Below are 20,878 nucleotides of genomic sequence, written 5' to 3'. Positions count from 1 at the left end.
ACCCGCGCGGGCGACCGGGGCGTGCCCGGCCGCCCGCGCGGGTCAGCCCGCGAGGGCCGCCGCGACGACGCCGCGCGCCTCCTCCTGGACCCGGCTGAGGTGGTCGGGGCCCTGGAAGGACTCGGCGTAGATCTTGTAGACGTCCTCGGTGCCCGAGGGCCGGGCGGCGAACCAGGCGCTCTCGGTGGTGACCTTGATGCCGCCGATGGCCGCGCCGTTGCCGGGCGCCTCGGTGAGGACGCCGGTGACCGGCTCCCCGGCGAGGGTGTCCGCGGTGACCTGGGCGGGCGACAGCTTGGCCAGCAGCGCCTTCTCCTCGCGGGTCGCGGGCGCGTCGATGCGGGCGTAGGCGGGCTCGCCGAAGCGGGCGGTGAGACCGGCGTAGTGCTCCGACGGCGTCCTCCCGGTGACCGCGGTGATCTCCGAGGCGAGCAGGGCGAGGATGATGCCGTCCTTGTCGGTGGTCCACACCGAGCCGTCCCGGCGCAGGAAGGAGGCGCCCGCGGACTCCTCGCCGCCGAAGCCGAGCGAGCCGTCGACCAGGCCGTCCACGAACCACTTGAAGCCGACGGGCACCTCGACGAGGCGGCGGCCGAGGTCGGCGGCGACCCGGTCGATCATCGAGGAGGAGACCAGGGTCTTGCCGATGCCGGTGGCGGCGGGCCACCGCTCGCGGTGCGCGTAGAGGTAGGCGATGGCGGCGGCCAGGTAGTGGTTGGGGTTCATCAGGCCCGCGTCCGGGGTGACGATGCCGTGCCGGTCGGCGTCGGCGTCGTTGCCGGTGGCGATCGCGAACCGGTCCCGCTGCCCGATCAGCGAGGCCATCGCGAACGGCGAGGAGCAGTCCATGCGGATCTTGCCGTCCCAGTCCAGCGTCATGAACCGCCAGGTCGGGTCGGTGAGCGGATTGACGACCGTCAGGTCCAGCCGGTGCGTCTCGGCGATCCGGCCCCAGTAGGCGACGGACGCGCCGCCGAGCGGGTCGGCGCCGATGCGGACCCCGGCGGCGCGGATCGCGTCCAGGTCGAGCACGGACGGCAGGTCGTCGACGTACGCGGAGAGGAAGTCGTGGCGGCCGGTGCCCGGCGCGGCGAGGGCGCGCGCGTAGGGGACGCGGCGGACGTCCTTGAGTCCGGCCGCGATGATCTCGTTGGCGCGGTCCTGGATCCAGGTGGTGGCCTCGGACCCGGCCGGGCCGCCGCTGGGCGGGTTGTACTTGAAGCCGCCGTCGCCGGGCGGGTTGTGCGACGGCGTGACGACGACGCCGTCCGCGAGGCCCGTGGTCCGGCCGCGGTTGTGGGCGAGGATCGCGTGCGACACGGCCGGGGTGGGGGTGTAGCCGTCGGCGGCGTCGATCAGGACGGTGACGTCGTTGGCGGCGAACACCTCCAGCGCGGTCACCCGCGCGGGCTCGGACAGGGCGTGGCTGTCGGCGCCCAGGAAGAGCGGGCCGTCGGTGCCCCGGGCGGTGCGGTACTCGCAGATGGCCTGGCTGGTCGCGGCGATGTGGTCCTCGTTGAACGCCGTGTTCAGGGAGGAGCCGCGGTGCCCCGAGGTGCCGAACGCCACCCGCTGCGCGGGGTCGGCGGGGTCGGGGTGCAGGGCGTAGTACGCGGTGACCAGCCGGGCGACGTCGACGAGGTCCTCGGGGCCCGCAGGCCGGCCCGCTCGTTCGTGCTGCATGGTCGTTCCTCCGCAAAGATCGATCCGTGGCTGGGCCGGGGCCGGTCCGCCGGTGCGGCGCCGGTGCGCTCGCCGTGCCGGCTGTCCCCTCCCGTCCCATCTTTCCCGCTCAGAGCGCGGGAACGCGACCCCCGGACCGGGAGCCGCGGTCCGGACCGGACGGGCGGGCGGGCGCGGCGGTGAGCACCGCCCGGTGGACGGCCCGCGCGAGCCGGGCGCCCCACAGGGAGCGGGGGCCCGCGAAGGCGTGCGTCTCCTCGCCGGGGCGGGGCGTCCGCGCGGCCACGCACACGGCGTCGGTGGGGGTGCCCGAGCAGTCGTGCCCGGCCTCGACCAGGGCCTGCACCTTCGCCTCGACGGCGGTGGCGACCGCGTTGACCAGGGCGGCGTCGCTCAGCGCGGCGGGGACGACGGCGAGGACGTTCACGGTGCCGGGGACGTGCGTCCCGCCGCCGGAGCCGGCGGGCGCGGGCACCCGCATCCCGGCGTCGGGTACGGCGGCCCAGCCGCGCACCTCGATCCCGGCGGTGACGACCGCGTCCACCCCGCCGTCGCGGGTCCGGGCGCGGGCGGTGACGTCGGCGGCGGTCAGCAGGCCGACGCCCGCGCCGGTCAGCCCGGCCGCGGCGGCGATCTCGGCGAGGTGCGCGGCGGGGTCGGTGCGCCGGTAGCCGTGGCTCACCTGGGCGTTGAGGACCCAGTGCCGGGCGCCGAGTCCGCCGCCGAGGACGGCGCTGCTCACCATCCGCCAGCCGGGTCCGGCCCGCCAGAGCAGGGCGGGCAGGGTCCGGCCGTCCTCGGCCCGCTCGAACAGCTCCACCGTCGCCGGGGTGAGGTCGGCGGCCGCCGGCGCGCCGCCGGTCGGGGGCGGGACGGGGTGCGGCACGCGGGCTCCCGGCTCGGAGGGGGCGATCATGACCCGTACATGCTACGGAGCGGGACGGCCGCCCGCCGTCCCGCTCCGTGGCCTCACGCCGTGCCCCGCTCCGGGGTCAGTGTCCGGAGCCGTGCCGTCCGCCGAGCTGGTCCCGGTGGCGGGGGTCGCCGAGATAGGTCTCCACGTCGAAGACGGGCGAGTCCCTGACCTCGTCGCGGGTCCGGGACAGCTGCACGATGCGCGCCCGGTGGTCGACGCCCATGACGGCGTCGGCCCGGACCACCACGTCCTTGCCGAGGACGGGCAGGCCGGTGTGCACGACCAGGAAGTCCCGGCCGAGGTCGGCGGAGTGCTTGCTGACCTTCCCCGCGTGCCCGTCCCGGGCGTCCACCCGGTATCCGGTCAGGTCGTCGTCCGGGGTGTGCCCCGCGGTCGGGATCTGGTGTCCCCGGTAGTCGCTCACGTCGTCCTCCCTGCTGTCGCTTCGCCGTTCTTCTCGTCGTCGGTCCGCCCGCCGGCCCGCCCGTACGCCCTGACCGCGCCCGTTCAGGCTCCGGAGTCGATGCCGGTGACGGCGGCCGGGCCCAGCGGCGCGGCGTCCTCGCCCAGTCCGGCCTCGCGAAGGGCCGAGTGCGCCAGGCCGCGCGCGCTCGCCTCCGCCTCCTTGGCGTTGTCCGCCTCGACGGTCAGCCGGATGGTGAAGGTGTCGTCGTCGTTGAGGGTCAGGGCGTCGAGGTCCTCCTGGTCGCCCAGCCGCGTGCGGTGCGGGTCCGCCGGACGCAGCGTGCGGCTGATCCGGCTCCGGGTCTCCGGCTCGACCCCGGTGGTGAACGTACCGGGGACACTGATCACATAGGTCGTCATGGCGTTCCTTTCTGGGACGTCACTCCCGCGTACCCACGATCCGCGCGCAGGTCAGCGTCTGCGACCGCGGGCCGCCCAGCCGGCGCCGATCCCGGCGACGTGGAGGGCCACGAGGGTCAGTCCGAGCAGCATGATGTTGACGGACGTGAAGGTGTCGTTGGTCGATATGTCCGCCGCGTTGATGAGGAACGCGATGAAGAAGGCGACCGCCCCGATGATGGCCAGCACGTGAACCGTCCTTTCGTTGGTGTTGCGTCGGTGGTGCGGTGGTGGCGTCCGGTCCCGCCGATCGGGTCCGTGCGCTTCGTAGTGGTGCGGATGCCCCGGACCGGGCGGTGAACACGGCCCGATCCGCACGAGGTTGCGGCTCGGGATGAGTAGGCGTACTCAGGCGCGGGCGGACCGCGCCGGGAAGACTGGGGCCACACCACGCTCCGCTCCGACCGGAAGGGATCCGCCGTGATCACTCGTGCCGCCTCCGTCCTGGCGCCCGCCCTCGGTCGCCTCACCGTCACCAGCGAGCTGCGGATGCGGCTGAAGGCGGGGACGATCTTCGCCGCCAACCACGACTCCCTGGCCGACCCGGCGGTCGTGCTGGCCGCGCTGCGGCGGCTGGGCGTGGAGCCGGTGGTGATGGCGACCGCGGGGCTGTGGCGGGTGCCGGTGCTCGGTCGGGCGCTCGCCCGCGAGGGCCACATCCCGGTGCACCGCCGCACGGCGCGGGCCGCGTACGCCCTCGACGCCGCCGCCGAGGCCCTGGCGGGCGGGCGGCACGTGCTGCTGTACGGGGAGGGCGGCCTGCCCGACCGCAGGGACGCGGCCTCCGGTCCGCCCGAGGAGTTCCGTACCGGGCTGGCCCGTCTCGCGCAGGTCTCCGGGGCGCTGGTGGTGCCGGTCGGTCATGTCGGTGCCCGGCGCATCTCCTCGGGGTCGACGGCGAAGCAGGTGGCGGGGGCGCTGACCGCGCCGGTGCGCCGCCCGCGCTGCCACGTCCACGTCGGCGCCCCGCTGCGGCTGCCCGCGGAGGCGCACACCGGGACGGCCGCCGCCCGCCGCGCGGTCACCGTGGCCTGGCGCACGGCGGCCCGTGCCGTGGGGGAACCGGCGGCCCGGGAGCGGGAGTCGGTGCCGGTCCCGGCCGCGCTCCCCGCCGGTCGCGGAGACGGGCGGGCGACGCCCGGCGGGTCGTCGCGCTGACGGGACCCCGCGCTCACCCCCGCCGCGGAGTGGCCTCCGCGGCGGGCGGCGGGGCGGTGCTCTCGCGGGTCACGAGCCGGGTCGGGACGAGGGTCACGCCGGGCTCCGGGGCCTCGTCGCGGACCTTGCGCAGCACGGCGCGGACGCAGAGCCGGCCCACCTCGGCGAAGTCCTGGTGGAGCGTGGTCAGCGGGGGCAGGAAGGAACCGGCCTCGGGGATGTCGTCGAACCCGATCACGCTGACGTCCTGCGGTACGCGCCGCCCGTGCCCGTGCAGGGCGCGCAGCAGGCCGAGCGCCATCTGGTCGTTGGCCGCGAAGACGGCCGTGCAGTCCGGGCGGGCGGCGAGTTCGAGCCCGGCGCGGTAGCCGGACTCCGCCGACCAGTCGCCCCGTACGAGGGGCGGGACGGGGCGTCCGGCCTCGGTGAGCGCGTCGCGCCAGGCGTCGGCGCGGCGCTGGGCGGCGAAGGACTCCTCGGGGCCCGCCAGGTGCCAGACCGTGCGGTGTCCGAGGTCCAGGAGGTGGCGGACGGCGGTGCGGGTGCCGCTGGACTGGTCGGTGTCGACGACCGTGTAGTGGCCGCCCGCGTCGGAGTCGACGACCACGACCTGGACGTGCGGGGGCAGGACGACGGTCGCCGCGTCCAGGAGGTGCACCTCCATGATGACGATCACGGCGTCGACGGCGAGTTCCTCCAGCCGGGAGAAGGCGCCGCGCACCTCGTCCTGGGTGGGGACGGCCACCGGCAGCAGGGTCACCGCGTAGCCCTCGGCGGCGGCGGAGGTGGCGATCGCCTCCAGGGTGCGGACGTTTCCGGTGGTGGAGAGGGAGAAGGTGATGACGCCGATGGTGCGGAACTCGCCGCGTTTCAGGGCGCGGGCGGCGCTGTTGGGCCGGTAGCCGAGTTCCTTCATGGCGGCGAGCACCTGACGGCGTGTCTCCTCGGTGACCCCGGCGTAGCCGTTGGAGACGCGGGACACCGTCTGCGAGGAGACCCCGGCGAGGCGGGCCACGTCCGCCATCGACGCGGTGGGGCGGCCCCGCGTACGGCTCGCCGCACGGCCCGCCCGCACGGCTCCCGCCTGCGACGACACCGCCGCGTCGGCCGTCGCGGACCGCTGCGGGGCCGCGTTCCCGGCCGTCTCCGCCGGGCCGCCGCCGCCCGCCGGAACCCTGTCACCCGTCTCCACGTGCCGCCCCCACTCCCTGTCCCGTCCCGGTCGCGGCTGTCGCCGCCGCCGCCCGTAACGGGCTTCCGGTCCGACCCTTGACCCTGCTCATCGGGGCAGTGTAGACATGCCGCCACGCGATGTTTACGTAAACATAACAGGCCACCGCTTCCTTGCGGAGCTGGATGTTTGCGTAAACATCGAGCGGTACGGCGCACCACCGGGCGCGGTACCGCGGGTTCCGGCACCGGACGCGAGCGAGGAACGACATGACGACGCTGCAACCACCGGCGGCCACCGGGCCGCGGCCGTCCCGCCCGCCGGGGCGACGCGACCGCCGCTCCTGGGCGGGCTGGGGCTTCTTCGGCCCGTTCGCGGCCGTGTTCGCCGTGGTCTTCCTGGCCCCGATCGCCTACTCGGTCTACCTGAGCCTCTTCCGGGACCGGCTGATCGGCGGCACCGCCTTCGTCGGCCTCGACAACTACAGCCAGGCCCTCACGGACGAACGGTTCTGGGACTCGCTCGGCCGGGTATCGCTCTTCCTCGCCGTCCAGGTGCCGGTCATGCTCGGCGTCGCCCTGCTGGTCGCCCTCGCCCTGGACAGCGGGCGGCTGTACGGGAAGAGCTTCTTCCGGATCACCGTCTTCCTGCCGTACGCGGTGCCCGCCGTGGTCGCCACCCTGATGTGGGGCTTCATGTACGGCACCAAGTACGGCCTGGTGGGCGACGTGAACGAGGCGTTCGGCCTGACGCTGCCCGACCCGCTCTCCCCCGACCTGGTCCTGGCCTCCATCGGCAACATCGTGACCTGGGAGTTCGTCGGCTACAACATGCTGATCCTGTACTCGGCGCTGCGCGTCGTGCCGCACGCGCTGTACGAGGCGGCCGAGATCGACGGCGCCGGTCAGCTCCGGGTGATCACCGCGATCAAGCTGCCCGCGATCCGGGGCGCCCTGGTCATCGCGACGATCTTCTCGGTCATCGGCAGCTTCCAGCTCTTCAACGAGCCCAACATCCTGCGCCCGTTGGCCCGCAACGCCATCACCACCGACTACACCCCCAACCAGTACACGTACGCGCTGTCCTTCAACGGCCAGCAGCACAACTACTCCGCGACGGTGGCCATCGTCATGGGCGTCGTCACCATGGTGATCGCCTACGCCGTCCAGCTGCGCGGCATGCGCAAGGGAGCGTGACCCGATGAGCGGCCCCCTCACCACCGACTCCCCCGCCGTGCCCGCCCCGGTCACCCGGTCCGGCGCCAACCCGCCCCGCCTGCGCGGCCGTTCACCGCGTCCGCACCGGCCCTCGAAGCCCCGCCGCAGCGTCCTGCTCACCGCGCTCACCGCGCTGGTCGCGCCCTACGCCCTGGTGCCGCTGGTCTGGCTGGCGATCAACGCCACCAAGACGCAGGACGGCCTCGCGGACTCCAACGGGCTCTGGTTCAGCGGGGAGTTCGCGCTCTGGGACAACATCCACGACACGTTCACCTACGACGGCGGGGTGTTCACCCGCTGGCTGCTCAACACCCTGCTGTACGTGGGCCTCGGCGCCGGCGGTGCCACGCTGCTCGCCGTGCTCGGCGGCTACGCGCTGGCGAAGTTCGCCTTCCCCGGGCGGCGCGCGGTGTTCGCGGTGGTCATCGGCGCGGTGGCGGTGCCGGGGACGGCGCTGGCGGTGCCGACCTTCCTGATGTTCAGCCGGATGGGCCTCACCGACACCCCGTGGGCGGTGATCGTCCCGTCGCTGGTCTCGCCGTTCGGCCTCTACCTCATGTGGGTCTTCGCCAGCGAGGCGATCCCCACGGAGCTGATGGAGGCGGCCCGTATCGACGGGGCGGGCGAGGCGCGGACCTTCTTCACCGTGGCCCTGCCGCTGCTCGTGCCCGGTGTCGTCACCGTGCTGCTGTTCACCACGGTCGCCACCTGGAACAACTACTTCCTGCCGCTCATCATGCTGAAGGACTCCGACTGGTACCCGCTGACTCTGGGCCTCAGCGTCTGGAACTCGCAGGCCGAGACCATCGGCGGGGACGTCGTCTTCAACCTGGTCATCACCGGCTCGCTCCTCACGATCCTGCCGCTCGTCGCCGCGTTCCTGCTGCTCCAGCGGTACTGGCGGTCGGGCCTCGCCGCCGGGAGCGTCAAGGAGTGACGGCCGGGTCCGGCCACGGACCCCGCGCCCCGGCGCCCTCCCCCTCGTACGACCACCCCACCCCTCCCCCCGCACGTCCACGAAGCATTCGTCCACGAAGAAGTGGAGCACCGTCATGCCCTCTGCGTTCCCCGCGACCCCCGCCCCGAGAAGGTCCCGCCGTCTGCTGCGCGGCGCCGCCGTCCTGACCGCGCTCGTCCTGGGCGCCACGGCCTGCGGCGGCTCGGACGACGGCACCGCCGGAAAGGCGGTCTCCGCCGCCGACGTCCGGGCGGCCCTGGAGAAGGGCGGCACCGTCACCGTGTGGGCCTGGGAGCCCACCCTGAAGTCGGTCGCCGCGGACTTCCAGAAGAAGTACCCCAAGGTGAAGGTCGACCTGGTCGGCGAGCGGTCCGGCGACAAGCACTACACCGCCCTGTCCAACGCGATCTCCGCCGAGAAGGGCGTGCCCGACGTCGCGCAGGTCGAGTACTTCGCGGTCAGCCAGTACGCGCTGACGAAGGGGCTCACCGACCTGGCGCCGTTCGGCGCGGACAAGCTCGCCCCGAAGTACACGCCCGGCCCGTGGAACGCCGTCACCGAGGGCAAGGCGGTCTACGGCCTGCCGATGGACTCCGGTCCGATGGCGATGTTCTACAACAAGAAGGTCTTCGACAAGTACAAGATCACCGTCCCGACCACCTGGGACGAGTACGTGGACGCGGCCCGCGCGCTGCACCGCGCGGACCCGAAGGTGTACATCGCCAACGACGCGGGCGACGCCGGATTCACCACCAGCCTGCTGTGGCAGGCCGGTTCACGCCCCTACCGGGTCGACGGCACGAAGGTGAAGGTCGACTTCGGGGACGCGGGCGCCCGCACCTACACCGACACCTGGCAGCAGCTCATCGACGAGAAGCTCCTCGCCCCCGTGCCCGGCTGGACCGACGACTGGTACAAGGGCCTCGGCGACGGCACGATCGCCACCCTCACCACCGGCGCCTGGATGCCCGCCAACTTCGTCACCGGCGTGCCGAACGCCGCGGGCGACTGGCGCGCGGCCCCCATGCCGGTGTGGAAGGCGGGCGAGAAGGCGAGCGCCGAGAACGGCGGCAGTTCCCTGACCCTGCCGTCGCTCGGCAAGCACAAGGAACTCGCCTACGCCTTCGTGGAGTACGCCAACGCCCAGGAGGGCGTGGCCACCCGGGTCAAGGAGGGCGCCTTCCCCGCCACCACCGCCGACCTCACCTCCACCGCCTTCCAGAGCACCAAGTTCGCCTACTTCGGCGGCCAGGAGGCCAACAAGATCTTCGCCGAGTCCGCCGCGAACGTCGCCGACGACTGGTCCTACCTGCCCTTCCAGCAGTACGCCAACTCCGTCTTCAACGACACCGTCGGCAAGGCCTACGTCTCCGGCACCGAGCTGAAGGACGGCCTCGCCTCCTGGCAGGACGCCTCCGTCAAGTACGCCGAGGAACAGGGCTTCACGGTCGAGAAGTAGCCCCGCGCCCCGCCTCGCCGCCCCCGGCACCCCCGCCGCGGCACCCCGCTCCTCCACCCCCTGCTCCCCTCCCCCTCCCCCCGCTCCCCTGCACCCCTTCAGCTCCCCGAACCCCGGAAGGACCGCCATGATCTCCACCCTCCACCTCCGCCGCCGCGGGGCGGACGGTGCCCCCGCCGGGGACGACCCCGCGGGTCCCGGCCCGCGGCTGGTCTACGGAGCCGACTACAACCCCGAGCAGTGGCCGCGGGAGGTGTGGGAGGAGGACGTCCGGCTGATGCGCGAGGCGGGCGTCACCCTGGTCTCCGTGGCGATCTTCTCCTGGGCGCGCCTCCAGCCGTCCGCGACGGAGTGGGACTTCGGCTGGCTGGACGAGGTGATGGACCTGCTGCACGGGGCCGGCATCGCCGTCGACCTGGCCACGGCGACGGCGTCCCCGCCGCCCTGGCTGACCACCGCCCACCCGGAGATCCTCCCGGTGACGGCGGACGGCACGACCCTGTGGCCCGGCGCCCGCCAGCACTGGCGGCCCACCTCGCCCGTCTTCCGGGCCCACGCGCTGCGCCTGGTGCGGGAGATGGCGCTGCGCTACCGCGACCATCCGGTGCTGGCCGCCTGGCATGTCAACAACGAGCTGGGCTGCCACAACGTCTACGACCACTCCGACGACGCGGCCCGCGCCTTCCGGGAGTGGCTGCGGGTCCGCTACGGCACCCTGGAGGGCCTGAACCACGCCTGGGGCACCGCGTTCTGGTCGCAGCGCTACGGCGCCTGGGAGGAGATCCTGCCGCCCCGCCGGGCCGCCTCGCACCCCAACCCGACCCAGCAGCTGGACTTCAAACGGTTCTCGTCCGACGCGCTGCGCGACCATCTGCGCGCCGAGCGGGAGATCCTGCGGGAGATCACCCCGGACGTGCCGGTCACCACCAACTTCATGGTGATGGGCGGCACCCGGGGCATGAACTACCCGGAGTGGGCGGACGAGATCGACTTCGTCTCCAACGACCACTACGTGCATCCGGGCCCGCAGGACCGCGACGAGCTGTCGTTCTCGGCGAACCTGGTCAGCGGGATCGCGGGCGGGCGGCCCTGGTTCCTGATGGAGCACTCGACCAGCGCCGTCAACTGGCAGCCGGTCAACGCGGCGAAGCGGCCCGGCGACCTGGCCCGCGACTCCCTGCTGCACGTGGCGCACGGCGCGGACGCGGTCTGCTTCTTCCAGTGGCGGCAGTCGGCGGCGGGAGCCGAGAAGTACCACTCGGCGATGGTCCCGCACGCGGGCCCCGACAGCGAGCTGTTCCGCGCGGTGACCGCGCTCGGCACCACGCTGCGGGAGCTGGCGCCGGTCGCGGGCACGGACCGGGAAGCCGCGCCGGTCGGCATCCTGTACGACTGGGACTCGTGGTGGGCCGCCGAGCAGGACTCGCACCCGTCCTCGCTGCTGGACTACCGGCAGGAGGCCCTGGACTGGTACTCGGCGCTGCTCGCCCTCGGGGTCCGCGCCGACCTCGTCACCACCCGCGCCGACCTGTCCCGCCACCGGGTGCTGATCGCGCCCGTGCTGCACGTCGTCCCGGCGGCCCTGGCGAAAGAGCTGACCCGGTACGCGGAGCAGGGCGGGCACCTCGTGACGACGTACTTCTCGGGTGTCGTCGACGAGAACGACCACGTGTGGCTGGGCGGATATCCGGGGGCGCTGCGGGAGCTGCTGGGGGTGCGGGCCGAGGAGTTCGGGCCGCTGGCCGCCGGGGAGGGCGTCGCCCTGGACGACGGGACCACGGGCACGCTGTGGACCGACCGGCTCACCGTCACCGATCCCGCGACGGAAGTCCTCGTCCGGTACGCCGACGGAGTCCAGGCGGGCCGCCCGGCCGTCACCCGGCGGGCGACGGGCGGCGGTGCCGCGGCGTACGTGTCGACGCGGCTCGGCGTCGACGGGCTGACGCGGCTGCTGCCCCGGCTGCTGGACCCGGCCGGGGTGGGGAGCGAGCTGCCGGAGGCGGCGCGCGGGCGGGTCGAGACGGCCGTCCGGCGCGGGCCCGGCGGCCGGTTCGTGTTCCTCGTCAACCGGACCGACGGGACGGTGCCGGTGACCGGGCAGCGCGGGGACCTGCTGGTCGGCACCGGCGGCCCGGACGGCACCGTCGTGCTCGGGCCGCGCGAGGTGGCCGTCCTGCGGCAGCTCGCCGACGCGAGGTGATCCGGCGGCGCGGCGGCTGCCGGATCAGCCCTTGAGGGCCTTGCGCAGGGCCGGGTCGGCGGCGCGGGCCCACAGGGCGGGCAGGTCCCGTTCGCGGGCGGCGGCGCGGCAGCGTTCCTCGCCGTGCAGGAGGCCCCAGGTGAAGGCGGACTCGGCCGCGGCGTCGGCGGCGACCGCCTGGCGGCGAAGGGTCTCCCGCGCCACGACGCCGTCGTGGTGGTCGCCGAGGGCCTGCTGCACGGCCTTGACCCGCTTGCCCAGGCGCCGGGCGGGCCTGCCGAGCGCGGGGCGGGCGGCCTCGGCGGCGTAGCGCAGGCGCTTGGCCTTCTTGCGGGCCTCGTGCAGCGCCGTGTCGCGGGCCGTGCCCGGCGGGGTGTCCAGGGCGTGCGCGACCCGGTCGGCCAGGCGCCGGTGCTCCTTGCGGATCTCCCGGGGCAGGGCCTTGCCGGGCGGGCGGTCGGCGGTGGCGCGCAGCGGCGGGCGGGCGGTCAGCCGGTGCAGGGTCTCCAGGAGGGCGACGTAGCGGGGTGAGGCGAGCGCGGCGAGGCTGCGGTCGCGGGCCTCGGCGGAGCGCTCGGCGTCCCAGGCCTGGAGGCGGGCGGTGACCGGGCCGAGGACGAGTTCGGCCGGGAGGCGGTCGACGCCCGCGCGCAGCCGTTCGGCCAGGACCTCCTGGTCGCGTTCGGCGCCCAGTTCGGCGCCGAGCCATTTCAGTTCGGCCCGGACGGGTTCGGTGACCTCGCGGTCGAGGAGGGTCCGGTAGGAGCGCAGGCAGCTGCGGAGGCGCCGGCAGGCGACCCGCATCCGGTGCACGGAGTCGGGCAGAGCGCGCCGTACGTCGGGGTCGAGGCGGACGATCGCGGCGGTCTGCGCGGCGAGGTAGGCGGCGATCGGCGCGCCCGCCGTGCCGGGGGCGGCGTGCGCCGGGCTGTCGGGCTCCGGCTCGGTCACGGGGTCCGTGCCGGTCTCGGTGAGGGCGCGGAGCGCCTTGGCGGGGGCCGTGGAGCGGGTGAGGCCCTCCGCGTCGAGGGCCTTCTCGACGCGGTCGAGGAGGGCGGGCCCGGCGTCGTGGGCGACCAGTTCGACCTCCAGCTCGGTCCAGGCGGCGTGGCCGCCGTCGCCGCGCAGGGCGTCGGCGGTGACCCGGTCCAGGGTCAGCTCGGCGAGCAGCGCGCCCCGCGCGTCGGTCAGTTCGCGCACCTCGCGCCGGGTGCGGACCCGGACCAGCGGTTCCAGGCGGGCGCCGCGGGTGCGGGACAGCGCCAGGTCGCGCAGGGCGTCGGGGACCGGGTCGGTGTCACCGGACGAAGCGGGAGTGTCGGGGGTGAGGGGCGCGCTGATCTCCTCGCGGGTGTCGCCGTCCAGCGGGAGCTTGAGGTGCCAGCCCGCGTCGGCGCCGCCGGTGCGGCGGCGCAGGGTGACGGCGCCCCGGGTGAGACGCAGGTCGGCGGTGTCGTGGTAGACCGCGTCCAGCTCGCGGACGCCCGCGTCGACGAGGGACATCCCGGTGTCCGCCCCGGTCAGGCCGGACAGACGGGGGAACGTCCCGGCCGCCGCCAGCTCGTACTTCCGTTCGGTCTCGCGCGTCGACTCGGTCATGCCTGTCCAGTAGACAGACCGGGCGGAATCAAACCTCCCGGACACCGAGGGTCACGGGGAACGGCAGGTTGACGACCGGCGCGGGCGGGACGGCGGCCGGGACGCGTTCGAGGACGCCGCCCGCGAAGACGTCGTACAGCGGCAGCGTCTCCAGGTGGACGTAGCCGATGTGGCAGTCGCACACCGCGTTGGGGCAGGGGCGGGGGCCGAGCGCGGCGCGGTAGGAGCCGTCGTAGAGGTTGCCGAGGGGGGTGCGGACGAAGTGGCAGCGGCGGACGGTGCCGTCGCCGTCCACGGAGAGCACCGACTCCCCGGTCCGGCAGGGCAGCCCGCCGCTGGTGTGCGGGTGGCGGCTGTACGGGAAGAGCGGGTCGAGGCCGGTCCACAGGTCGGCCTCGGCGTCGGTGTAGGTGTGGCCGTCGGCGGCGTTGATCCACAGGTAGACGTGCGCGGGGAGGTCGGCGCGCAGGCGGCGGGCCGCGTCGAGGTGTTCGGGCAGGCCGACGACGCCGACGCTGTACCGGACGCCCCGCGCGGCCAGGTCGCGGCACTTGGTGAGGAAGCGGTCGTAGGGGGTCTGGCCGGGGTGGTAGGTGCACCACAGGGCGAGGGTGTCCGGGTCGGCGTCGGCGAGCCAGTCGGTGCGGCAGCTGAGGTTGGTCTGGATCGCGACGCGGCGGACGTGCGGGAGGCGGGACAGGTCGGCGAGGGTGCGCCGGTACCAGGAGCGGACCAGGCCCTCGCCCCACGGGGTGAACAGCAGGGAGAGGCGGCGGTCGGTCCGCGCGGTCGCCCAGTCGGCGAAGCGGGCGAGGGCCGCGCGGTCGGCGCGCAGTTGGTCGCCGGTGTCGCGCCGCTTGGCGAACGGGCAGTAGGGGCAGTCGTAGTCGCAGGAGGCGAGCGGGCCGCGGTAGAGGACGGTCAGGTCCGCGGGGGCGGTCGCCGTGGGGGTTGCGGGGTGGTCCACGGGGCGGTCACTTCCTCTCGTACGCGGCCATCGCGGCGCGGACCGCCGGGGAGAACAGGCGGGGGCCGATGGCGTCGGAGTGGGCGAGGCCCTCCGGGGTGAGGACGAGCCGGTCGGAGGTGTCCGTGAGCCAGCCGAGGGCGGCGAGCCGGTCCAGTTCGGGGCCGAAGTCGTCGGCGGGGGCGGCGGCGAAGCGGGCCCGGTACTCCGCGACGTCGAGGCCCTCGGCCTGGAGCAGGGACTGGAGGAGGTGCCGTCGGCGCGCCTCGTCCTCGTCCATGGCGTGGCCGTGCTCGGCGCGGGAGAAGTCGCCGGTGGTGACGTAGGCGTCGATGATGCCGCGGATCTCGTGCATGCCGACGGCGTAGTCGAAGGAGTAGTGCAGGCCCCGCGTGTAGGAGCGGGCGCCGCAGCCGAGGCCGATCATGCCGTCGGTCTGGCAGGCGTAGTCGTCGGCGCCCTGCGGCGGGGCGTCGGCGCGGCGGAACATGCGCATCGACTGCTGGACGTAGCCGTGGGCGAGGAGGTGGTCGCGGCCCGCCCGGTACAGGCGCAGCCGCTGCGCGTCCCAGGCCGGGTCGGCGTCGGTGCCGCGGCGGCCGAGGCCGGTGAGGGGGCGGACGTACAGCGGGTAGAGGTACAGCTCCTCGGGGCGCCAGGCGAGGGCGGCGTCGAGGGAGTGCCGCCAGGTCTCCTCGGTCTGGCCGTCGATGCCGTAGATGAGGTCGATGTTGAGGACCGGGACGCGGGCGTCGCGGACCCGGCCGAGGGCGGCCTCTACGTCGGCGCGGCGCTGCGGGCGTACGGCGGCCCGCGCCTCGGTGTCGACGAAGCTCTGCACGCCGAGGCTGAGCCGGGTGGCGCCCCGGTCGGCGAGGACGGCGAGCCGGTCGGCGGTGGCGGTGGCGGGCGAGGCCTCGACGGAGAGCGGGACGGCCCGCAGATCGGCGCCCATGCGGTGCTCGGCTATGTCGCACAGCCGGTCGAGTTCGGCGGCGGTGAGGAAGGTGGGGGTGCCGCCGCCGAAGGCCGCCGTGGCGAAGTGGACGGCCCCCGAGGCGCTGTCTCCCCCGCCGGAGGGGGTGCCGTCGAGGGCGGCACGGACGGCGTCGGCCTGGCGTTCCAGGGCGTCGAGGTAGGCGCCGGTGAGGCCGTCGGGGGCGCCGATGCGGGTGAAGAGGTTGCAGAAGCCGCAGCGGACCTCGCAGAACGGGATGTGCAGGTAGAGGGAGAGGGCGTCCTTGGGTTCCCCGGCCCACAGCGCGCTCAGCGCCGGGCGGTCGGGCAGGGCGCGGTAGGCGGTCTTGTGGGGGTAGGCGTAGACGTAGTGCTGGTAGGGGCTGTCGTCCCGCGGGGGCGCGGGGCGGGCGGGCGCGGGGGTGAGGGTCAGGGGTGTGCCGGTGGGGGGTGTGCCGATGGGGAGTGTGCTGGTCGGGGGCGTCGTGGTGAGGGGGGTGCCGGTCGCGGGCGGGGTGGTCATCGGGCGGCCTCCACGGCGGTGGCGGGGTCGGCGGTCCCGGTGGCGGTGTCCGTGCCGGTGGGGCCGTCCGTCCCGGTCGGGTCGAGGAAGAAGTGGGCGTACGGCACGGTCCACACGGAGGGGTGGCCGAGGCGGTGGCCGGTCCAGCCGTCGTCGCCGTAGGCGGTGCCGTGGTCGGAGCAGACGACGGCGAAGCAGCGGCGGCGGCTGCTCGCGGCGGTGAAGAGGCGGCCGATGTGCCGGTCGACGTACTCCAGGGCCGCCGCGTGGCTGGCCCGGGTGTCGCCGGACTCCCGGGTCGCGCCGGGCAGGTGGAACCAGTTCGGCTGGTGCAGCGCGGACACGTTCACGAAGAGGAACAGCCGCTGCTCGCGCGGCAGTCGGCGGACGGCCTCCTCGGCGCACGCCACCTGGTGCTCAAAAGAGTGCGGCGAGGTGACGCCCAGGTCGGGGCTCCAGTGCGACTCGTGGAAGAGGCCGGGCAGGACCGAGCCGAGCGGGCCCTGCTTGTTGAAGAAGCCCACTCCCCCGACGCAGACGGTGTGGTAGCCCGCCTTCGCCAGTCCGGTGACCAGGTCGGGGGTGTCGTGGACGAAGGTGCCGTCGGCGGTGGACTCGCTGCCCGCGAAGCGCGCCGCGAAGAGCCGCGGGTGCGGGCCCTGCGCGGCCGGGGTGGGCAGGAAGCCCGCGAAGATCGCCTGGTGGGAGGCGTAGGTGAAGCTGCCCGGCGCGTGGCACTCCTCCCACCGGCCGCCGGGGAGATGGCGGGCGAGGTGCGGGATGCGGCCCTCGGCGGCCAGTTCGACGGCGACGTCGTACCGGAGGGTGTCGAGCGTGACGAGGAGGAGGTCGTCGGTGCCGACGACCTCGTTCATGTCGGGCTGCGCGGCGGCGGGGCGCGGGCGGTCGGGGCCGCCGGATTCCGCGGCTGTGGGCGGTCGCTGGGGGTCGGGCACGGGGTGGTCCTGTTCTGTGCGGGCGGTGCGGTGTGGTGCCGGCAGGGCTCGGCGCGGCCGAGGCCGGTCAGCAGGCCCCGGGGCGGCCGGGGCGGCGGTCAGGTGGGAAGGGGGCGGGCCGGGCGCAGGGCGGCGGTGACCTGCGCGGCGTAGGTGTCCTGCCCCTCGGCTCCGCTGCCGGGCAGGCCGGTGAGGCGGGGCAGGAGGTCGCCGAAGGCGTTGACCTCCCCCACCGCGAAGCCGCGCCAGCCGACGGCGGGCAGCAGGTCGACGCCCACGCACAGGGTGCGCGGGAAGCAGGCCGCGGCCCGCTCGCACACGCCGAGCAGGTCGGCCCAGCGCGCCCCCGCCGCCTCGACGGACCGCCGGGCGGCGTCGAGGTCCCCCCGGCTGCCGCCGAGATGGAGGTTGGTCAGGGGCGAGCGGCTGGTGCGGACCACGGCGTGCGTGGCGCGCCCGGCCACGACGACGACCCGCAGGTCGGCGGCGCGGCCCGCCTGGGAGGCCTTCGGCAGCCAGCGCTCCAGGTGCAGCCCGTCCGGGGCGAGCGCGTCGACGATCGCCGCGATCTCCCGCTCGTCCTCGTAGCGCCGCACCCTCAGCGAGTTGAAGAGGCGGCCGTCGGCGGCCCGTTCCACCGAGGTGGTGGCCCGGACCCGGCCCCCTCCGCCGGTCTCCACGGCCAGCACCCCGGACGCGGACGAGCCGTGCGCGAGCTTGACGAACAGGCGCGGCATGCGGTGCTCCCGCGTCAGCGCCCGTACGTCGTCCCAGCCGCCCACCGGTACGGCGTCCGGCCCCGAGGTGGGGGACGCCGGGACGGGGACGCCCGCCGCGCGCAGGACGCCGTGGCAGCGCCGCTTGTCGAACAGGACGGCGAGGTCGTCGACGTCGTCGAGGCGGACGCCCCCGCGCAGGGAGCGCAGCGCGGCGGTGAACCCGGCGTACCAGCGGGCCGAGCCCTCCACGCGGGTGGGGTCGTCGGTGCCGCGCAGCAGCCGGTCCACCTCGGTGTCCTCGCCCGGGGAGTCGATCCGGACGATCTCGTCGGCGGCGAAGCCGGCGCCGCCCGACCGCAGGACGTCCGCCCAGGCGACGGTGCGCGGGCCGGGCAGGCCCGCCGCGCGCACCGCGTCCCCGAAGAGGGCGACCCGGCGGTTGCCGGGGTTGCCGACCACCGCGAACCGGGGGCCGGGGCGGTCGGCTGCCGTCGGGCGGTCCGGTGCCGTCATTCGCCCACGGCGACGTACCGCCAGACGGTGCCGTCGTCCTCCTCGTCCTCCTCCGCGTCGTCGCGGTCGAGGTCGACCTTGACGCCCGCCGTCTCGATGGTCTGCCGGATGCGCTCCTGGACCGGCTCGCTCACGTAGTTGTGGCGCAGGTCGAGGTGCTTGAGGTGGGTCAGGGGCTGCCCGGCGAGCAGCGCGGCGGCGCCGTCGTCGGTGAGGATGCCCAGCGAGAGGTCCAGCACCTCCAGCCGGGCCACGACGGGCGCGGCGGCGACGGCGGTGGCGACCGCGTCCTGCATCTCGCTGTTGCGCAGGCCCAGGTGGCGCAGGCGCGGCAGGCGGGCGCCGGACAGCAGGGGCTCCAGGTCGGAGACCTCGCTGTCGCCGCCGTAGTCGGGGGTGCCCAGCCACAGTTCGAGGAGTTCCAGCGCGGGCAGGTCGCTGGCGCCGACGCCGCGCACCACCTCGGCGGGCAGTCCGCCCGCCTCGATGACGAGCCAGCGCAGCGCCGCGTGCCGGACCGCCGGGAAGCGCAGCCCGGACCCGCCGCGCACCCCCAGCTCCTCCAGCGCCGGGTAGGCGCCCAGGAGGGGGGTCACGTCGGACTGGTTGATCCAGGAGATCTCGCACTCCTCGGAGACCATGTCCCCGATGAACAGGGCGCGCAGCGCCGGGAAGCGGTCGCGGGCCGCGACGAGCGCCTCGACGACGCTGCCCGGGTCGGTGTCGTACGCCTCCTGCCAGGCGCCGACGATCAGGGCGCGGACGCGGGTGGTGTCGACGGTGTCGCAGAAGCGGGCGAACGCGGCCGTCCAGTCCTCGTCGGCGTCGTAGACGTCGCTGGTGACGCGCCAGGCGACGGCGTCCGCCTCGGGCAGGACGGCGGACTTCGCGGCGGGGCCCGGGAAGGTGTGGGCGGGCAGCCGGTACAGGTCGTGCAGGTGGTCACCGATGGTCATACGGCTGCTCCTGTGCGGGAAGAGAGAGTGTTCCGTGGTGACGCAGTTGTACCAATCGCCGGTGACAACGGGGGTGGCGGGGCGGCACGAGGCTGTGGACGACGGCCGTCCGGGGGGCGTTGTCAGTGGGTGCCCCTACGGTCGTCGTCATGAGCCCGGTGCGCGGCGCACCCGGCGGGAGGGAGGCTGCCGTGTACCGGCAGGGAGACGTGCTGATCGTGGCGGTGGCCGAGGAGTCGGTGCCCGCGCACGTGGCCGCCGCGCCGAGGGAGGCGCGGGACGCGCGGGGGCGGCTGGTGCTGGCGCTGGGCGAGGTCACTGGGCACGCCCACGCGGTGGTGGGACCGGGTGAACTGGTGCGGGAACCGGGGCCGTTCGGTCCGCTGCTGCTGCATCTGCCGCAGGGCGGCCGGGTGGTGCACGAGGAGCACGCGGCGATCGCCCTGCCCAAGGGCTGGTTCCGGGTGATCCGGCAGCGGGAGTACGTGCCGGGGTCCGTGCGGATCGTGGCCGACTGAGCGGCCCGTCGGCCGCGGGCCGGTGCTACGGGCTGGTGAACACGGGCTGTCGGCCACGGACGCGAGTGAGCGACGGGGACCGGGTGAGGTGGGGACGAGGATGACGGAACAGGGGACGACGACGGTGGACGGGACGCACACGGTGGACGCGGTGGCGGAGGCGACGGAGGCCGGGGCGGCGGTGGTCGGGGCGGCCGGGGCCGGGCCAGGGCCCGTGGACGGAGAGGCGTGGGCCGTCTGGCGGGCGCACGCGACGGCGACCGGACCGGCCGAGCGGGCCGCCGCCGAGGACGGGGTGCGCCTGGCGTACCGCCGGGCGGGGCTCCCGGAGCCCGCGCGGGTGCTGTGGGCGGGCTCGCCGCGCGAGGCGGTCACGCTGATCCGCGCGCTGGACGCGGCCGAACGCGGCCCGAGCGTCCGCGAGACGGTCCGCACCGCGCCCTGGGCCCGCGAACGGGCGCGGGCGCACGAGGAGTTGGGGGCGGCGGGCTGGTCCGCGCACTGGGCGTCGACGGGCGGGCGGCTGTGGGAGTCCACCCACACGCTGGTCGAACGCATCCGCGCCGGGGTGCTGGAGGACCTGACCGCCGAGGACGCGGTGCCCGAGGAGACCGAGGAGCCGCGGCGGCGCCGGTTCCGGCGCCCCGGACCGGCCGGGCCCGCCCCGCGCGGCGACCGGGCCCGGCGCGCCCGGGAGGCCGAGATCCGGCTGCTGCTCCTCGACGCCGTGCTGGGGCAGCACGACGCGCCGTGGCTCGCCGCGTTCCCCACCGACCGGGAACCCCTCGACGGGCTGGCGGCGGTGTGCCGCGCCGCGGGCTGGTGGTGGCCGTTCGCGCGGGTCGCCGTGGTCTGCGAGCGGCCCGTCGCCCTGCACCGCGACGAGGCGGGCCGCCTGGACCGGGGCGACGGCCCCGCGCTGGCCTACCCGGACGGCTTCGCCCTGTACGCCTGGCGCGGCATGCCCGTCCCGGCGGCGTTCCTCGCCGAGCTGGCCACGCTCACCCCGGAGCGGGTGCGCGCCGAGGAGAACGCCGAACTGCGCCGCGTGATGCTGGAGTTCTACGGCTACGACCGCTACCTCGCCGACTCGGGCGCCCGCCCGCTGCACCGGGACGAGACCGGCGTGCTCTGGCGGATCGATCTGGCCGCCGACGAGCCGGTGGTGATGGTCGAGGTCGTCAACTCCACGCCGGAGCCGGACGGCACGCACCGCACCTACTGGCTGCGGGTGCCGCCGACCACCCGGACCGCGCGGGAGGGCGTGGCGTGGACCTTCGGCGTACCGGAGGACGGATACGTGCCGGTCCGGGAGACCTGAGCGGCGGCCGGAACCCGCCGGGGCGCGGGGAGACACGGCACAGGGCGAAACGGGGGCGGGGCGATACGGGGCGGGACGTGCCGGGCGGGGGGGCGGGGGGGCCCCCCCCCCCCCCCCCCCCCCCCCCCCCCCCCCCACCACCCCCCCCCCCCCCCCCCCCCCACCCCCCCCCCCCCCCCCCCCCCCCCCCCCCCCCCCCCCCCCCGCGCCCCCCCCCCCCCCC

At 75.2% G+C, this 20,878-nt stretch carries 19 protein-coding genes; 7 read left to right on the top strand and 12 right to left on the bottom strand.

The window, feature by feature from the left end; genetic code table 11:
• Positions 1-42: 42 nt before the first annotated feature.
• The 5 genes from pgm to ACIQPQ_RS27525 form a co-directional block, all read right to left on the bottom strand.
• A complete protein-coding gene (pgm, locus tag ACIQPQ_RS27545) occupies positions 43-1,683 on the bottom strand; it encodes a phosphoglucomutase (alpha-D-glucose-1,6-bisphosphate-dependent) (protein ID WP_401308695.1) in 1,641 nt (546 codons plus the stop codon).
• A gap of 109 nt (positions 1,684-1,792) precedes the next feature.
• Positions 1,793-2,599: an adenosylcobinamide amidohydrolase gene (locus ACIQPQ_RS27540; RefSeq protein WP_401308692.1), complete on the bottom strand. Its 807-nt coding sequence runs from the start codon at positions 2,597-2,599 to the stop codon at positions 1,793-1,795.
• 76 nt (positions 2,600-2,675) lie between these two features.
• Positions 2,676-3,023 carry a PRC-barrel domain containing protein gene (locus ACIQPQ_RS27535; protein WP_383775468.1) on the bottom strand — a complete coding sequence of 116 codons (348 nt, stop codon included), beginning with the start codon at positions 3,021-3,023 and terminating at the stop codon, positions 2,676-2,678.
• A gap of 83 nt (positions 3,024-3,106) precedes the next feature.
• The gene (locus ACIQPQ_RS27530; protein WP_401308689.1) at positions 3,107-3,424 is read right to left on the bottom strand and encodes a hypothetical protein; all 318 of its coding nucleotides are present in this window, start codon (positions 3,422-3,424) and stop codon (positions 3,107-3,109) included.
• A gap of 51 nt (positions 3,425-3,475) precedes the next feature.
• The gene (locus ACIQPQ_RS27525; RefSeq protein ID WP_383775474.1) at positions 3,476-3,652 is read right to left on the bottom strand and encodes a hypothetical protein; all 177 of its coding nucleotides are present in this window, start codon (positions 3,650-3,652) and stop codon (positions 3,476-3,478) included.
• Positions 3,653-3,883: 231 nt separating this feature from the next.
• Here ACIQPQ_RS27525 and ACIQPQ_RS27520 point away from each other — a divergent pair, with 231 nt between their 5' ends.
• On the top strand, positions 3,884-4,621 hold the full coding sequence (locus ACIQPQ_RS27520) for a lysophospholipid acyltransferase family protein (protein WP_401308686.1): 738 nt from the start codon (positions 3,884-3,886) through the stop codon (positions 4,619-4,621).
• 13 nt (positions 4,622-4,634) lie between these two features.
• Here ACIQPQ_RS27520 and ACIQPQ_RS27515 read toward each other — a convergent pair whose 3' ends face one another.
• Entirely contained in the window at positions 4,635-5,645 is a 1,011-nt protein-coding gene (locus ACIQPQ_RS27515) for a LacI family DNA-binding transcriptional regulator (RefSeq protein WP_401309286.1), read from the bottom strand.
• Positions 5,646-6,061: 416 nt separating this feature from the next.
• Here ACIQPQ_RS27515 and ACIQPQ_RS27510 point away from each other — a divergent pair, with 416 nt between their 5' ends.
• The 4 genes from ACIQPQ_RS27510 (at position 6,062) to ACIQPQ_RS27495 (ending at position 11,626) form a co-directional block, all read left to right on the top strand.
• Positions 6,062-6,988, top strand: a complete 927-nt coding sequence (locus tag ACIQPQ_RS27510) for a carbohydrate ABC transporter permease (RefSeq protein WP_401308684.1) — start codon at positions 6,062-6,064, stop codon at positions 6,986-6,988.
• Positions 6,989-6,992: 4 nt separating this feature from the next.
• Entirely contained in the window at positions 6,993-7,946 is a 954-nt protein-coding gene (locus ACIQPQ_RS27505; RefSeq protein ID WP_401308682.1) for a carbohydrate ABC transporter permease, read from the top strand.
• Positions 7,947-8,061: 115 nt separating this feature from the next.
• The gene (locus ACIQPQ_RS27500; protein ID WP_401308679.1) at positions 8,062-9,426 is read left to right on the top strand and encodes an ABC transporter substrate-binding protein; all 1,365 of its coding nucleotides are present in this window, start codon (positions 8,062-8,064) and stop codon (positions 9,424-9,426) included.
• Between the two features lie 127 nt (positions 9,427-9,553).
• Complete coding sequence (locus tag ACIQPQ_RS27495; RefSeq protein ID WP_401308677.1) at positions 9,554-11,626, top strand: beta-galactosidase; 2,073 nt, start codon at positions 9,554-9,556, stop codon at positions 11,624-11,626.
• A gap of 24 nt (positions 11,627-11,650) precedes the next feature.
• Here ACIQPQ_RS27495 and ACIQPQ_RS27490 read toward each other — a convergent pair whose 3' ends face one another.
• The 6 genes from ACIQPQ_RS27490 to ACIQPQ_RS27465 all read right to left on the bottom strand — a co-directional run bounded on the left by ACIQPQ_RS27490 (position 11,651) and on the right by ACIQPQ_RS27465 (position 18,816).
• Entirely contained in the window at positions 11,651-13,225 is a 1,575-nt protein-coding gene (locus ACIQPQ_RS27490) for a CHAD domain-containing protein (protein WP_401308674.1), read from the bottom strand.
• Between the two features lie 28 nt (positions 13,226-13,253).
• A complete protein-coding gene (locus ACIQPQ_RS27485) occupies positions 13,254-14,192 on the bottom strand; it encodes an STM4011 family radical SAM protein (protein ID WP_401308671.1) in 939 nt (312 codons plus the stop codon).
• Positions 14,193-14,199: 7 nt separating this feature from the next.
• A complete protein-coding gene (locus tag ACIQPQ_RS27480) occupies positions 14,200-15,672 on the bottom strand; it encodes an STM4012 family radical SAM protein (RefSeq protein ID WP_401308668.1) in 1,473 nt (490 codons plus the stop codon).
• Positions 15,669-16,547 (bottom strand): STM4013/SEN3800 family hydrolase, encoded by an 879-nt coding sequence (locus tag ACIQPQ_RS27475; protein ID WP_401309284.1) that lies wholly within the window; start codon positions 16,545-16,547, stop codon positions 15,669-15,671. Before ACIQPQ_RS27475 ends, ACIQPQ_RS27480 begins: the two co-directional genes overlap by 4 nt.
• A gap of 179 nt (positions 16,548-16,726) precedes the next feature.
• Positions 16,727-17,860: an STM4014 family protein gene (locus ACIQPQ_RS27470; RefSeq protein WP_401308665.1), complete on the bottom strand. Its 1,134-nt coding sequence runs from the start codon at positions 17,858-17,860 to the stop codon at positions 16,727-16,729.
• The gene (locus ACIQPQ_RS27465; protein ID WP_401308663.1) at positions 17,857-18,816 is read right to left on the bottom strand and encodes an STM4015 family protein; all 960 of its coding nucleotides are present in this window, start codon (positions 18,814-18,816) and stop codon (positions 17,857-17,859) included. Before ACIQPQ_RS27465 ends, ACIQPQ_RS27470 begins: the two co-directional genes overlap by 4 nt.
• 191 nt (positions 18,817-19,007) lie before the next feature.
• Between ACIQPQ_RS27465 and ACIQPQ_RS27460 the strand changes: the two genes are divergently transcribed.
• Both ACIQPQ_RS27460 and ACIQPQ_RS27455 read left to right on the top strand, forming a co-directional pair.
• On the top strand, positions 19,008-19,334 hold the full coding sequence (locus tag ACIQPQ_RS27460; protein ID WP_401308660.1) for a hypothetical protein: 327 nt from the start codon (positions 19,008-19,010) through the stop codon (positions 19,332-19,334).
• A gap of 100 nt (positions 19,335-19,434) precedes the next feature.
• A complete protein-coding gene (locus tag ACIQPQ_RS27455; RefSeq protein ID WP_401308657.1) occupies positions 19,435-20,655 on the top strand; it encodes a DUF6745 domain-containing protein in 1,221 nt (406 codons plus the stop codon).
• Positions 20,656-20,878 lie beyond the last annotated feature (223 nt).

Source organism: Streptomyces sp. NPDC091281, from assembly GCF_044757425.1.
In the GTDB taxonomy this organism is placed as follows: domain Bacteria; phylum Actinomycetota; class Actinomycetes; order Streptomycetales; family Streptomycetaceae; genus Streptomyces.
The sequence above is the reverse complement of the archived record's forward strand: the minus strand, read 5'-3'. Positions and strand labels throughout refer to the sequence as shown.